11 protein-coding genes and 1 pseudogene are annotated in these 14,580 nt (G+C 62.7%); 1 reads left to right on the forward strand and 11 read right to left on the reverse strand.

The annotated features are described in order from the left end of the window. From QZ213_RS03275 to QZ213_RS03285, 3 genes and pseudogenes are all read right to left on the reverse strand, one after another. Positions 1 to 348 (reverse strand): annotated as a pseudogene (locus QZ213_RS03275) (PAS domain-containing sensor histidine kinase); the annotation flags it as partial. 106 nt (positions 349 to 454) lie between these two features. Continuing rightward, entirely contained in the window at positions 455 to 3,583 is a 3,129-nt protein-coding gene (locus tag QZ213_RS03280) for an efflux RND transporter permease subunit (RefSeq protein WP_291684618.1), read from the reverse strand. After that, positions 3,580 to 4,716, reverse strand: coding sequence for an efflux RND transporter periplasmic adaptor subunit (locus QZ213_RS03285; RefSeq protein ID WP_291684619.1), 1,137 nt, complete (start codon positions 4,714 to 4,716; stop codon positions 3,580 to 3,582). The genes QZ213_RS03280 and QZ213_RS03285 overlap by 4 nt, the downstream gene beginning before the upstream one ends. A gap of 155 nt (positions 4,717 to 4,871) precedes the next feature. Here QZ213_RS03285 and xth point away from each other — a divergent pair, with 155 nt between their 5' ends. Further along, the gene (gene xth, locus QZ213_RS03290) at positions 4,872 to 5,663 is read left to right on the forward strand and encodes an exodeoxyribonuclease III (RefSeq protein WP_291684620.1); all 792 of its coding nucleotides are present in this window, start codon (positions 4,872 to 4,874) and stop codon (positions 5,661 to 5,663) included. A gap of 116 nt (positions 5,664 to 5,779) precedes the next feature. On the opposite strand, the gene QZ213_RS03295 is transcribed toward xth, so the two are convergent. The 8 genes from QZ213_RS03295 to QZ213_RS03330 all read right to left on the reverse strand — a co-directional run bounded on the left by QZ213_RS03295 (position 5,780) and on the right by QZ213_RS03330 (position 14,580). Then, complete coding sequence (locus tag QZ213_RS03295) at positions 5,780 to 6,601, reverse strand: tetratricopeptide repeat protein (protein ID WP_291684621.1); 822 nt, start codon at positions 6,599 to 6,601, stop codon at positions 5,780 to 5,782. Continuing rightward, the gene (gene ilvD, locus QZ213_RS03300) at positions 6,588 to 8,312 is read right to left on the reverse strand and encodes a dihydroxy-acid dehydratase (protein ID WP_291684622.1); all 1,725 of its coding nucleotides are present in this window, start codon (positions 8,310 to 8,312) and stop codon (positions 6,588 to 6,590) included. The genes QZ213_RS03295 and ilvD overlap by 14 nt, the downstream gene beginning before the upstream one ends. Positions 8,313 to 8,910: 598 nt before the next feature. Then, entirely contained in the window at positions 8,911 to 9,882 is a 972-nt protein-coding gene (locus QZ213_RS03305; RefSeq protein WP_291684623.1) for a tripartite tricarboxylate transporter substrate binding protein BugD, read from the reverse strand. Between the two features lie 61 nt (positions 9,883 to 9,943). Next, the gene (locus QZ213_RS03310) at positions 9,944 to 11,185 is read right to left on the reverse strand and encodes a threonine synthase (RefSeq protein WP_291684624.1); all 1,242 of its coding nucleotides are present in this window, start codon (positions 11,183 to 11,185) and stop codon (positions 9,944 to 9,946) included. Positions 11,186 to 11,204: 19 nt separating this feature from the next. Next, positions 11,205 to 12,623 (reverse strand): dihydrolipoyl dehydrogenase, encoded by a 1,419-nt coding sequence (gene lpdA, locus QZ213_RS03315; protein ID WP_291684625.1) that lies wholly within the window; start codon positions 12,621 to 12,623, stop codon positions 11,205 to 11,207. A 12-nt stretch (positions 12,624 to 12,635) separates the two neighbouring features. Continuing rightward, a complete protein-coding gene (locus QZ213_RS03320) occupies positions 12,636 to 12,878 on the reverse strand; it encodes a hypothetical protein (RefSeq protein WP_291684626.1) in 243 nt (80 codons plus the stop codon). Positions 12,879 to 12,904: 26 nt separating this feature from the next. After that, on the reverse strand, positions 12,905 to 14,272 hold the full coding sequence (locus QZ213_RS03325; protein WP_291684627.1) for a pyruvate dehydrogenase complex dihydrolipoamide acetyltransferase: 1,368 nt from the start codon (positions 14,270 to 14,272) through the stop codon (positions 12,905 to 12,907). 2 nt (positions 14,273 to 14,274) lie between these two features. Further along, positions 14,275 to 14,580, reverse strand: coding sequence for a DUF5076 domain-containing protein (locus QZ213_RS03330; protein ID WP_291684628.1), 306 nt, complete (start codon positions 14,578 to 14,580; stop codon positions 14,275 to 14,277).

Raw genomic sequence — 14,580 nt, forward strand, 5'->3', positions numbered from 1 at the left:
CGATGCTTCTTTGGGCGGCTTGCGGCGCGACCGTGCCCACGACCGCGTCGCCATGACGGCGGCTACCGCGATAACCGAAGCCCAAGCACCGAGGAAAAGATTCGAACCCGCATTCCAGAATATGAAAAGGATAATCGCGACGTTGCCAAGATTGACTGTCATGGTGACCGGAACGAGGCGCGTCACCGCGCCGATCTGTTTGGCGCGGATGCGGCGCATCTCGCGCTCACTGATGTCGCCGGTCTCAAATCCGTTCGCGATGGAGAAGTCGAGCCAATAGAGAAACGCCCCCACCGGGCCGCCGCGCGCGGTCCGCTTCGCGGTCGACAAGTCACCGGGCCATTTCATGTTGCGCGGACCTTCTGTGCAGCATCAAGAAATGGAGCACCGTGGCTTCCACCGCGTTAATTTCCTGCCCGTATTAATACCGGGCGGGTGCGCCCTTATTAACCGATCACTCCGCCGCGACGACGTGCGGCCGCTCGGAACTCTCGGCTTCGTCGGCCTGCGGCTCCAGGCGGCGCTTCAGGCGGCGGTCGATCCGGTCGAGATAGATGTAGATCACCGGGGTAATGAACAACGTGAGCAGCTGCGACACGCAGAGACCGCCAACCACGGCAACGCCCAGCGGCTGACGCAGTTCGGCGCCGGCACCGGCGCCGATCGCGATCGGCAGCGTGCCAAAAATCGCCGCGAAAGTCGTCATCATGATCGGGCGGAACCGCAGCAATGCCGCTTCGCGAATGGCGTGCTCGGCGCTCAATCCGACGCGGCGGCGCTCCAGTGCAAAATCCACCATCATGATGGCGTTCTTCTTCACGATACCGACCAGCATCACGATGCCGATCATCGCGATGACAGAAAGCTCCATATTGAACATCATCAGCGTGAGGATCGCCCCGATGCCGGCCGACGGCAGGCCCGAAATGATGGTGATGGGGTGAATGAAGCTTTCGTAGAGGATGCCGAGGATCACGAAGGCCGCGAACACCGCGGCCAAGATCAGCACGCCCTGCCCCCGCAATGAATCCTGGAACACCTGCGCCGTGCCGGAGAAACCGGTGGCGATCGTGGCCGGCAGATTGGAGGTTTGCTCGATCGCGGTAATCTGGTCCACTGCGTAGCCCAGCGAGTAATTCGGCGCGAGGTTGAACGAGATCGTCACTGCGGGCTGTTGTCCCTGGTGGTTGATCTGCAGCGGCCCCACGGTCGGCACCAGCTTTGCCACCGCATCCAGCGGAATGGTCTGGTTACTGGCGGTCTTCACATAGAGCTTGGAGAGGTCGGACGGATCGACCCGGAACTGCGGCTGCGCTTCCAGGATGATCTGGTAATCGTTGGACGGCATGTAGATGGTGCCGACCTGGCGCGCGCCATAGGCATTGTAGAGCTGGTTGCGGACCTGATCGACCGTGACGCCGTAGACCGCCGCTTTCTCGCGGTCGATATCGACGGTCATCTGCGGGTTCTTGATGTAGAGGTCGGTGGTGACGTCGAGAAGTCCCGGCACCTTGGCGATCTTGTCGCGCATCTCCGGCGCCAGCCGGTACAGCGATTCAGTGTCGCCGCTCTGCAAGGCGTACTGGTACTGGCTCTTCGACGGTCGCCCGCCGATGTTGAGGTTCTGGATGCTCTGGAAGAACGCCTGCACTCCCGGCACCTGCGTCGCCTTCTGGCGCAGACGCGCCATCACCACGGTCGCCGATTGCCGCTCCTTCCTTGGTTTCAGTGCGATGAACAACCGGCCGTAATTCGCCGTCACATTGGGACCGCCCGCGCCGACCGTGGAATTGATGTATTCGACCGCGGGGTCCCGGCCCAGAATGTCGGCCAGATCCTTCTGGCGAACCGACATCGCCTCGAACGAGGTGTCGGTTGCGGCTTCCGTCACGCCAGACAGAAAGCCGGTGTCTTCCTGCGGAAAGAATCCCTTTGGCACGACGATGTAGAGCGCGATGGTGCCGGCTAGCGTTGCCAGCGTCACCACCAGCATCAACGCCTTGCGGGCAAGCACCCAATCAAGTGCCCATTCGTAGGCTCGAAGCCAGGCATCGAACATCCGCTCGAAGACAAGCAGCATGATATTCGGCTTTTTCGTCCCGTCATGCGGCTTCAGGAGGCGTGCGCACAGCATCGGCGTCAGCGTCAGCGAGACAAAGCCGGACACCACGATCGCAACCGCGATCGTGACCGCGAATTCGCGGAACACGCGCCCGACGATGCCGCCCATCAGCAGCACCGGAATGAACACGGCAATCAGCGAAAATGTGATCGAAACGATGGTAAAGCCGATCTCGCGGGCGCCCTTCAGTGCCGCCTCGTACGGGCGCATGCCATGCTCGATGTGCCGAACGATGTTTTCCAGCATGACGATGGCATCGTCCACCACGAAGCCGACCGACAGGGTCAGCGCCAATAGCGTCATGTTGTTGATGGAGAAGTCCAGCATGTACATGGCGGCGAAGGTGCCGAGCAGCGAAATCGGCACCGCCAGCGCCGGGATGAAGGTCGCCGACGCCGACCGCAGGAACAGGAAGATCACCAGGATGACGAGACCGATGGCGATCAGCAGCGTCTCCTCGACGTCGCTGACGGACTGGCGGATCGACACCGACCGGTCCATGGCGACGTCGATCTTCACCGACGGCGGGATCTGCGCGCGCAGCATCGGTAGCTTCGCCAGCACGCCGTCGACGACGGCCACCGTATTGGCATCGGGTTGCTTGTAGATCGCCAGAACGATCGAGCGGGTACTATTGAACCAGGTCGCGATCTTGTCGTTCTCGACGCTGTCATAGACGTGCGCGATCTCATCGAGCCGGACCGGCGAGCCGTTGCGCCAGGCGACGATCACGTGGCGGTAATCCGCCGCCTTGTCCATCTGGCCCGAGGCCTGGAGCGCGACATCCTGTTTCGGACCGTTCAGCGTGCCTACCGGCGTCGAAGAATTCGCCCGGGAGACCGCGGCGCGGACGTCTTCCAGCGATATTCCGCGCGCCGCGGCGGCTTCCGGATCGGCCTGCACCCTGATCGCAAATTTCTGGTTGCCGAAAATCACGACCTGGGCAACGCCCTGAATCTGCGACAGCGCCTGCCCGATGGTGATGTCGCCATATTCGTTGACGGCGGAGAGCGGCAGCGTCTCGGAGCTCAGCGAGATGAACAGCACCGCGAAATCCGACGGGTTCACTTTGCGGAAACTCGGCGGGATCGTCATCTCGATCGGCAGGCGGCGTTGCGCGATGGTGAGCGCGGTCTGCACGTCGAGGGCGGCGGCGTCGATATTGCGGTTGAGATCAAACTGGATAACGATCGACGTCGTGCCTTGCGACGAGGTCGAGGACATGGACGAGATGCCGGCGATAGTCGACAGCTGGCGCTCGATCGGACCGGCGACCGACGAAGCCATGGTGTCGGCGCTGGCGCCCGGCAGGGTCGCTGTTACGGCGATGGTCGGGAAATCGACCTTGGGCAGCGCCGAGACCGGCAGCAGACGGAAGCCGAACACGCCGAACGCGATGATCGAAGCCGTCAATAGCGTCGTCATGACCGGGCGACGGATACAAAGCTCCGAAAGGGTCATCGGTCAGACCCCGCCTTGGGCGCGCGCGGCGCGACCGGAGTTCCCTCCGACAACAGCAATTGTCCATCGACCACGACGTCCTCGCCGCCGTCGAGACCTGACGCGACGACGGAAATTCCCTGGAAGGTGCGGCTGACATTCACCGGTTGAACGTGGGCCTTGCCGTCCCTCATGGTGAAGACATAATTGCCGTTCTGGCTGCGCTGAACTGCTGACGTGGGCGCCGTCACGGCCTGCTCGGTCCGGATCACGAGCTTGGTGTTGACCAGAATCCCGGGCCACAGCGTCTCATTCTCGTTGTTCATGATGCCGCGCACGGTGATCATGCCGGTGGTGGGATCGACGGTGTTTTCGACCATCGCGACCTTGCCGTCCTCGGATCGTGCGTGGCCGGGGATCGTCGCGATCACCCGGGATCCCCCCGACGCCATGGCGTCGCGGAGGTCGGCGAGCACCCGCTGCGGAATGGCGAAGGTCACGTAAACCGGCGCCATCTGGTTGATGATTGCAAGCGGCGCCGTGTCGGCCGGACGCACGAAATTGCCGATCTTCACGTTCGCCGCGCTGATCCGCCCCGAGAACGGCGCGCGGATGACGGTAAAGCTCTTCTGGACCTTCAGATTGTCGAGCGCGGATTGATCCGCCTTGATGGTCCCGATCAGGACGTCGGCCTGGGTCTTGGCATTGTCGAGGTTGACCTGGGTGGTCGCGCCCTTGCCGACCAGATCGGTATACCGCCGGAAATCGCGTTGAGCGCCTTCGAGCTGCGCCTGATCCTTGGCGAGCACACCTTCGGCCTGTTCGATCTGGGCGTCGATCTGTCGCGCGTCGAGGGTAAACAGCACATCGCCTTCGTTGACCCTGGCGCCGTCCTCGAAATGCACCTGGACGATGGTGGTCTCTAACCGCGACTTCAGCGCCACGCTGGAAATCGGCGTCACCGTCCCGATCGAATCGACATCGACCGGCACCGGCTTGCGCTCGGCCTTGGCCAGTTCAACCGCGATCACGCGGGCTCGTTGTGGGCCCTGCGCGCTGGCGTCGCCGCCCATCCATGATGAGCGGGTGGCAAAGGCAGCCAGCGCGGCAATGCCCAGCGCGCCGGCGAAAAAAATCAAATTACGTTTTCTCATAGCGTTTCACGGCAGCCGGTCCGTAAACGACCAAGACGGCCCTATCTCCCTGCCCTTGGCGACATTTGCGCCTTTTTCTAAACGGTTATCACAGCCCTAACGCCCGTGGTATGCCATGGAGGCGAAAATGTGGGGTTACGACAGGGACCTTTTTCATGCGTATTGCTACGTGGAACGTCAATTCGATCAGGCAGCGTATCGACCACCTCGTGACCTGGTTGAAGGATTGCGCCCCCGATATCGTCTGCCTGCAGGAAATCAAATGTCTCGACGAGGCCTTCCCGCGGGAGCCGCTTGAGGCGCTCGGCTACAACGTGGTCACCCACGGCCAGAAGACTTTCAATGGTGTCGCGCTGCTGTCGAAGCTGCCGTTTGAGGAGACCAAGTCAGGCCTTGCGGGCGATGACGAGGACACGCATGCGCGGTTCCTGGAAGGCGTGGTGACGCTGAAAAAGGGCGTGCTCCGGGTCGCCTGCCTTTATCTGCCCAATGGCAATCCGCCGGAAACTGAAAAATATCCCTATAAACTCAAATGGATGTCGCGGCTTCTCGAGTATTCGAAGCAACGGCTTAAGGCGGAAGAACCGCTGGTGCTGGCGGGCGACTTCAACGTCATTCCGAGGGCGGAGGACGTTCATAATCCGGCGGCCTGGCTCAACGACGCCCTGTTCCGCCCGCAAACCCGCGAAAGCTTCCAGTCGCTGCTCGGCCTCGGGCTCACGGATGCGCTGCGGGCCGTCACCGACGCGCCCGGCCAATACACCTTCTGGGATTATCAGGCCGGTGCCTGGCAGAAGAACCAGGGGTTGCGGATCGACCATCTGCTGCTGTCGCCGCAAGCCAGCGACCGGCTGGTGGATGTCGGAATCGACAGTTACGTGAGGGCTTGGGAAAAACCGTCGGACCACGTCCCGGTGTGGGCGGACCTCGATCTCGAGACGGCGTGAGTTTGTGCAGGGTGGGCAAAGGCGCGCTTTGCGCCGTGCCGTCTACAAACGAACCAAACTTAAGCAAAGCTGGGCACGCTGCGCTTTGCCCACCCTACATATATTCCGATTGGACTTCAGTCCTTGCGGCCCTGCACCCAGTGCTCGAGCATCTGCAGCGCCATCGCACGGTCGTCGTCGGACGCCCTGGCGATGGCCTTGTTGTAGCTTTCCTTGATCCAGATCTCTTCGGGCCCGGCGCTGTCGCGCGCCAGCGTCAGCCACATCAGGCCGCGCGCAGCCTGCCGCGGCAACTGGTCGCCGTTGAACAGCATCTGGCCGAGCAAGGCCTGCGCCTCATGCTGCCCCTTCTGGGCGGCAAGACCGAGCCAGCGGGCGGCATAGCGGAAATCGTCGCGCGAGGTGCCGGCGCTCTTGAGATAGAGCCGGGCCAGATCGTATTGCGCATCCGCATTGCCGAAATACGACGCGGCATAGGAGAACATCTCCCGCGCCCGGTCCGGATCCGACTTGATCTTGGAATTGGGAATACCATTCAGATAGTACCGGCCAAGCGCGACGAAGGCGTTCGCGACGATCGCCGCTTGCGGCGCCGACGGGCTGTCCTCGGCGTGCGCATTGGCGATCCGGCTGAAATATTCGAAGGCGCGCAGATCGTCCTGGGTGACGCCGTCGCCACTGGCGTACATCCGCCCAAGCTTCCATTGGGCGATGGGATGGCCGCCTTCCGCGGCATATTGCAACGAGGTCAGCGAGGCGTCCGGGGTGCTGGGCGGGACCGCCGCCTTCTTCAGCGTGGCGGCGGCCCCTGGCTGAGCCGCAACGACGGGAATTGCCGAATCCGTGTTCGCCGGCGCCCCGTCAAAGGCGAATCCGGGTGCCGCCACCGGCGTGGCCCCTAAAATCAACGCGAAAATGGTACGCCTAAATATCCGCATAACACTGTTTCTCGTGCGCGCCGCCGGGATGGGTGACCGCGCCATCCACCGCCGGCCCCACCTGCTGGGCGTATTTCCACAGCACGCCTGATGTATGATTAGTCTCCCGAGGTTTCCATTTGGTCTTGCGTTCAGCGAGTTCTGCATCGGTCAACTTTACGTTAAGAGTGCCGACCACAGCGTCGATTTCGATGATATCGCCGTCGCGCAGCAGCGCGATCGGCCCGCCCACGGCCGCTTCGGGGCCGACATGGCCAATGCAGAAGCCGCGGGTCGCGCCGGAGAACCGGCCGTCGGTGATAAGGGCGATCTTGCCACCCATGCCCTGACCGGTCAGCGCCGCCGTGGTCGAGAGCATCTCGCGCATGCCGGGACCGCCGCGCGGCCCCTCATAGCGGATCACGATGACCTCGCCCTCTTTGTAGGTTTTCTTCTGGACCGCCTCGAAGGCATCCTCTTCGCGATCGAAGCAGCGGGCCGGCCCGGAAAATTTCAAGTTCGACATGCCCGCGACCTTCACGATCGCGCCCTCAGGCGCGAGATTGCCCTTCAGGCCGACTACGCCGCCAGTGACGGTGATCGGCTTGTCGGCAGGCCGCACCACATCCTGGTGCGGATTCCATTTCACGCTCTTGAGGTTTTCGGCGATCGTGCGGCCCGTGACGGTTAAGCAATCCCCGTGCAGGTGGCCATTATCGAGCAACGTTTTCATCAGAAGCGGTATGCCGCCAACCTCGAACATGTCTTTGGCGACATAACGACCGCCCGGTTTCAAATCCGCGACATAAGGTGTCTTTTTGAAGATTTCGGCGACGTCGAACAGGTCGAACTTGATGCCGCATTCATGGGCGATCGCCGGCAAGTGCAGCGCAGCATTGGTCGAGCCGCCGGAAGCGGCCACGACCGCCGCGGCATTCTCCAGGGAACGGCGGGTGACGATGTCGCGCGGGCGAAGATTCGAGGCGATGAGCTCCATCACCTTCTCGCCCGCCGTCGTGCAGAAGGCGTCGCGGATCTCGTAGGGCGCGGGCGCGCCGGCCGAATAGGGCAACGCCAGCCCGATGGCTTCCGATACCGTCGCCATGGTGTTGGCAGTGAATTGTGCGCCGCACGCGCCGGCTGACGGGCAGGCCACCCGCTCGATTTCATCCAAATCGGCATCCGACATCTCGCCGACCGAATGCTTGCCGACCGCCTCGAACATGTCCTGCACGGTGACCTGCTGGCCACGGAAATTGCCGGGCAGGATGGAGCCGCCATAAATGAAGATCGAGGGCACGTTGAGCCGGACCATCGCCATCATCATGCCCGGCAGCGACTTGTCGCAGCCCGCGATACCGACCAGCGCGTCATAGGCATGGCCGCGCATCGTCAATTCGACCGAGTCGGCGATGCATTCTCGCGACGGCAGCGACGAGCGCATGCCGTCATGGCCCATCGCGATGCCGTCGGTCACGGTGATCGTGCAGAATTCGCGGGGGGTACCGCCGGCCGAGGCGACACCCTTCTTGACCGCCTGGGCCTGGCGCATCAGCGAGATATTGCAGGGCGCAGCTTCGTTCCAGCAGGAGGCCACGCCGACGAAGGGCTGGTGGATCTGCTCGGTGGTCAGCCCCATGGCATAAAGATAGGAGCGATGGGGAGCCCGTTCCGGGCCCTCCGTCACGTGACGGCTCGGCAGTCGCTTCTTGATGTTCGTCTTGGCGTCCATCGCGAACCTGTTTCCCGGCCATCTCTTCTCGGACCCGGAAAATGAGGATCTTCCTTCGCCTTCGCGAGCGCCGTGGCCATCAGCCTACGAAGGATGATTTCATCGAGGGGTGTGGCCAAAAAGCGGCGCGGGCAAGAGCTGGCTGTGAGAACGGTTAAATCTTCTCTGAGTGTTGCGGTCACGCAACAATCGTGGCGCAACGGCAACTTCCGGATCCGAATCTAAAACCAAAACTATCGCTGTGCAGTACTAAGATAATATAAACAACTATAGATTGATTCGCTTTCGGAAAAAGCAGTCATCCCCTCAAGGCTTTCGAAATTGTCGATCCTGGGGGCATGATGATCGCATTGCGCAATCCAGCCGCTCGATGCTACCGGCCTGCCAAAGTCATCGTGATATCACGGACCGCACCACCTGGATCGAAGATGCCGTCAAGAAGATGAGGCAAGCCGAAGCTGATCCCGCCAGGGCGGCCGAATTCAGTGAAGCCGAGGAAACCGTGAAAGCTGAGTTTGCTCAGCTTTACTCGTGCGGCACTAGGATCGTTCGACCCTCGAAGCGAGTTTCGATTGTCGGAAGTCGTGCCGCCCGCAGTCTACTCCACCTTGACGTTCGCGGCCTTGATCATCGGCCACCATTTTTCGATTTCCGCTTTCTGCCAGGCGCCAAGCGACTCCGGCGAGAGCTTGTCCTTCGGCGGCATTTGCAATCCCAGGTCCTCGAACTTCTTGCGCACCGCCGGATCGCTCATGGCATCGACCGCTGCCGCATTGAGTTTCGCGACGACGTCCTTCGGGGTATTTTTCGGCACCCAAAGCCCGGACCACAGCGTCATGTGAAATCCGCTCAATCCGGCTTCGTCGGCGCTCGGCACATCCGCCGCCGACTCGACGCGCTTGTCGTCGGTGACGGCATAGGCGCGGATGGTGCCGGCGCGCACCTGGGCGATGGAGTTGGAGGTCTGGTCGATGATGAGGTCGATCTGGCCCGCGACGAGATCGGTCAGCGCCGGCGCCGTGCCGCGGTAGGGCACATATTGCAGCTTGATGCCGGTGACGTTTTCGAAATACAGCCCGGCGATGTGGCTTCCAGAACCGGCTCCCGCGGTGCCTGCCGTGGCCGGGGCCGGCTTCGCCTTCAGCCAAGCGATCAACTCCTTCAGCGTCTTGGCGGGAACCGCGTTCGTGCTGACGATGATCATGGGATTGCTCGGCAGCAGCACCACAGGCTCGAGGTCGGCCACGAGGTCATAGCCAAGCTTGTAGATCGCGCCATTGGCGACGTGCGTGCCGAGATGGCCGATGCTCACGGTGTAACCGTCGGGTGCCGCGCGCACCACGCGCCCGACGCCGAGCGAGCCGGCCGCGCCGGTCACATTCTCGATCACGATGTTCTGGCCCAGTGTCGTGCGCATATGGTCGGCGAGAATCCGCGCCATCGCATCGGTCGGGCCCCCGGCCGAAAACGGCACCACCAATGTAATGGGATGCGACGGGAAATTGTCCGCCGGCGCATTGCCGACAAATGCCAGTAGCGCCATCAGCGCGGCCAGAATTGCCCTTCGCATCACGCCCTCCCCTCAACGCCGCATCATTCTTGTGCCGAATATGGCTTCGCGTATTCGAAGGCTAAAGCCTGGCGTAGTCGATCGGCGCATGGCGATCGAGCGTACGTGTGACCGGCGGCAGCGGATATTTGAGCCCGGTCGCGCAATTGAACAGCATCACGCGATCGTTCTTCGTCACCCGGCCGTCGGCAAGGCTCTGCTGGTACGCGGCGTAGGTGGCCGCGCCTTCCGGACACAGCAACAACCCCTCTTCGCGCGCGACTTCGTTCAGCGCCGCGGAGATTTTCTCGTCGGAAACCGCAATCGCAAACCCCTTGCTCTCCCGCACCGCGCGCAGGATGAGAAAATCCCCGACCGCCTGCGGCACGCGGATACCGGAGGCGATGGTGTGGGCATCTTCCCAGCGCGGCGCGTGCTCGGTGCCGTTCTCGAACGCGCGCACCATCGGCGCGCAGCCTGCCGCCTGCACCGCCACCATCCGCGGCCGCCTCGAACCGATGAAGCCGATGGCCTCGAGTTCGGCGAACGCCTTCCACATCCCGATCAGGCCGGTGCCGCCACCGGTCGGATAGAAGATCACGTCCGGCACGTCCCAGCCGAGCTGTTCGGCAAGCTCCAGCCCCATCGTCTTCTTGCCCTCGATCCGATACGGCTCCTTCAGCGTCGAGGTATCGAACCAGCCGGCCTTGGCCTTGCCCTCGCCGACGATCTTGCCGCAATCGTCGATCAGGCCGTTGACGCGATAGACGGTGGCGCCCTGCAGCTCGATCTCGCTGACATTCACTTCCGGCGTATCGGCAGGGCAGAAGATCGTGGTCTTGATCCCGCAACTGGTGGCATAGGCCGCGAGCGCCGCGCCGGCATTGCCATTGGTCGGCATCGCCATGTGCCTGATGCCGAGCGCCTTGCCCATCGACACCGCCATGACAAGCCCGCGTGCCTTGAACGAGCCGGTCGGCAGCCGCCCCTCGTCCTTGACGATGATTTCGCCACCGCCGAGCTTCTTCGCCAGCTTGGGCAGGCGGATCAGCGGCGTCGTTATCTCGCCGAGGCTGACAATGTCGGTCACTTTCCGCACCGGTAGCATCTCGCGGTAACGCCAGAGATCGGCTGGCCGCTCCCTGAGCGCATCCTTTGTCAGAGCCTTCTTCACGCCGGCAAGATCATAACGCACCAACAGCGGCTTGCCGGCCTTGGAGAGGTTATGGATCTGGTCGGCGGGGTAGCGATCGCCTTCCATCGCGCATTCGAGATGAGTCACGAACGTCGGACGTTCGATGGTCAGGTTGTCGTTATCTTTCACGGATTCTTGTCTTTCGCTTTTAAATGTTCAGCACGCGGCCGTAGGCGTCCAGCACCGCTTCCTTCATCATCTCCGACAGCGTCGGATGCGGGAATACGGTGTGCATCAGCTCCTCTTCCGTGGTCTCGAGGTTCATGGCCACCACGTACCCCTGGATCAGTTCGGTCACTTCGGCGCCGATCATGTGCGCGCCGAGCAACTGGCCGGTCTTTCTGTCGAAGATCACTTTTACCAGTCCCTGGTCCTCGCCGAGCGCAATTGCTTTGCCGTTTCCGACGAACGGGAAGCGGCCGACGCGGATCTCGCGGCCGCCCTCCTTCGCCTTGGCCTCGGTAAGTCCGACCGACGCGATTTGCGGGTTGCAATAGGTGCAGCCGGGGATGAGATTCTTGTCCGTGGGATGCGGATGCAGGCCCTTGATCGCCTCGACGCACACCACGCCCTCATGCTCGGCCTTGTGCGCCAGCATCGGCGGACCGGCGACGTCGCCGATGGCATAGATGCCGGGCACGTTGGTCTTGCCATAGCCGTCGATCACCACGCAGCCGCGCTCGGTTTTGACGCCGAGTCTTTCCAGGCCGAGGTTCTCGATATTGCCGACCACGCCGACCGCCGAAATCACCCGCTCGAACTCGACCGCCTGCGGATTCTTGCCGTCATCGATGGTGGCGACCACGCTGTCGCTCTTCTTCTCGAGCTTTGTCACTTTTGTATTGGTGAGGATCTTGATGCCCTGCTTCTCGAACCGCTTGCGCGCGAGGCCGGCGATCTCGGCGTCCTCGACGGGCAGGACCTGCGGCAGCACCTCGACCACGGTGACCTCGGCGCCCATGGTGTGAAAGAACGACGCGAATTCGATGCCGATCGCGCCGGAGCCGACCACCAGCAGTGACTTCGGCATCTTCTCCGGCACCATCGCCTCAAAATAGGTCCAGACCAGTTTCTTGTCGGGCTCGAGCCCCGGCAGCACCCGCGGCCGCGCGCCGGTGGCGATAATGATGTGCTTAGCCGTGTAGACGCCCTCGCCCAGCGTTCCCTTCGGCGCCTCCGCGTCGGATTTCGTCACGGTGATCTTGCCGGGGGCGTCGATCACGGCCTTGCCCCAGATCACCGTGACCTTGTTCTTCTTCATCAGGAAGCCGACGCCGTCGTTGAGGCGCTTTGAGACGCCACGCGAGCGCTGCACCACCGCTTTCGGGTCATAGGAAACGTTCCCGGCGGAGAGCCCGTAATCCTTGGCGTGCTGCATGTAGTGGTAGATCTCGGCCGAGCGCAGCAGCGCCTTGGTCGGGATGCAGCCCCAGTTCAGGCAGATGCCACCGAGATAGGATTTTTCGATGATCGCGGTCTTGAAACCGAGCTGCGCGGCGCGGATCGCTGCGACATAACCGCCGGGACCGGAACCGATGATGATGACGTCGAAGGAGGTGTCGGCCATGAAGGTTCCCGTCTAGCCCAAAGTCGCCGTGCCCCGCGCACGACGACGCATGATAAACTTTCTTATTCCCCATTCCAGCAGGACGAGCAAAGCCACGATCGCCATACCGGCCAGCACAATCGGTTCCCAGATGCTTCGCGAGAGAACTTCATTGGCAAAGAACGCGGCATGGATCAAATCGATGCCGAGGGGATTGAGGGCAACGACGGCTGCGAGCACCATCGACATCCAGGGCCATTGCGTTCGGACATTCAACGTTGCCCCCTCAGCCAGCGCTTGCGTCACACCATCATCATGACGGGGTTTTCGATCAGCCTCTTGAACTCGCCGATCAGCTCGGCGCCGAGCGCGCCGTCGACCGCACGGTGGTCGCACGACAGCGTCACGCTCATGATATGCGCCGGCTCGATCCTGCCATTGCGCACGACCGGGCGCTCCTCGCTGGCGCCGACCGCGAGGATGGTTGCATGCGGCGGGTTGATGACCGCCGTAAAGTCCTTGATGCCGTACATGCCTAGATTGGAAACCGCGGTGGTGCCGCCCTGGTATTCCTCGGGCTTGAGCTTGCGGGCGCGTGCGCGTGCGGCAAAATCCTTCATCTCGCCGGAAATCGTCGACAGCGATTTGGTTTCGGCCTTGCGGATGATCGGCGTGATCAGGCCGCCCGGCATCGCCACCGCGACGCCGATATCGGAATGCTTGTGCTTGAGCATGCCGCCTTCGGTCCAGCTCACATTTGTGTTGGGAATCCGCTGCAATGCGATCGCCATCGCCTTGATGACGAAATCGTTGACCGAGAGCTTGTAGAGCGGCTTCTTTTCCTTGTCCTTCGGCGCGGCGGCGTTGATCTCCTCGCGCGCTTCCAGCAATTTTCCGATATCGCAGTCCATCGTCAGATAGAAATGCGGCACAGTCTGCACCGAGGCCGTCAGGCGCTGTGCAATCGTGCGGCGCATGCCGTCGTGCGGGATCACCTCGTAGCTGCCCTCTTCGAACAGCGCGCGGATCTGCTGGTCCGACATCCCCGGCGCAAACGCGCCTTGGGGCGCCAGCGCCGGCGCGCCGGATGGCGCGGCCGCCGCAGCCTTGAGCCCCTTGCCGGATCTTGCGCCCTCGATGTCGCGCGCGACGATCCGGCCATGCGGGCCGGACCCGTTGATGCGCGCGAGCTCGATGCCTGCTTCCTTGGCGAGACGGCGGGCCAAAGGCGAGGAGAAGACGCGGGCGTGACCATTGGTTTGCGACGCGGGTGCCGCCGCCTGGGGCGAAGGAGCCGGAGCAGCAGCAGGAGCTGCGGGCTTCGGTGCTGTTGCAGCCGGTGCGGACGCCGCAGGTTTCGGAGCCGGAGCTTCGGCGGCCTTCGGTGGCGCGCTGGCGCCGCCCGCTCCTGCCGCCTTGACGTCCTCGCCGTCGCCGGCGAGCACCGCGATGACGTCGTTGACCGCCACATCCTGCGTACCTTCGGGCACCACGATCCTGGCGATCGTACCGTCGTCGACCGCCTCGACTTCCATGGTCGCCTTGTCGGTCTCGATCTCCGCAATGACGTCGCCGGACTTGACCTTGTCGCCCTCTTTCTTGAGCCACTTGGCCAGGTTGCCCTTTTCCATCGTCGGCGAGAGCGCAGGCATCAGAATGTTGATTGGCATTGTCAGTGACCCTGTTGCGACCGCGGCGTGGTAGAGCCCATATCGGTCGGCCGCGCGATTTCGGCTTCGAACATGTCGATGATGCGCGTCAGCGCTTCTTCCTCGGTGTAGTCGCTCTCGCGCGCATAGGCGCGGGAGGCATGGCGCGCGATGTCGACCAGCAGCAGGCCCCACATCTCAGGCTCTTCAAACGCGCGCGTGAACGCGATGGAAAGTCCGCCATCGAGCACGAACGCGCGCAACACCTCTATGGCATCGTCGCGGCCCATGACGTCGGGCGGCAAGGGTTGTTCCCTGGGACCGGCCAT

Origin of the sequence: Bradyrhizobium sp. (genome assembly GCF_017881085.1) — a bacterium.
Taxonomy (GTDB): domain Bacteria; phylum Pseudomonadota; class Alphaproteobacteria; order Rhizobiales; family Xanthobacteraceae; genus Bradyrhizobium.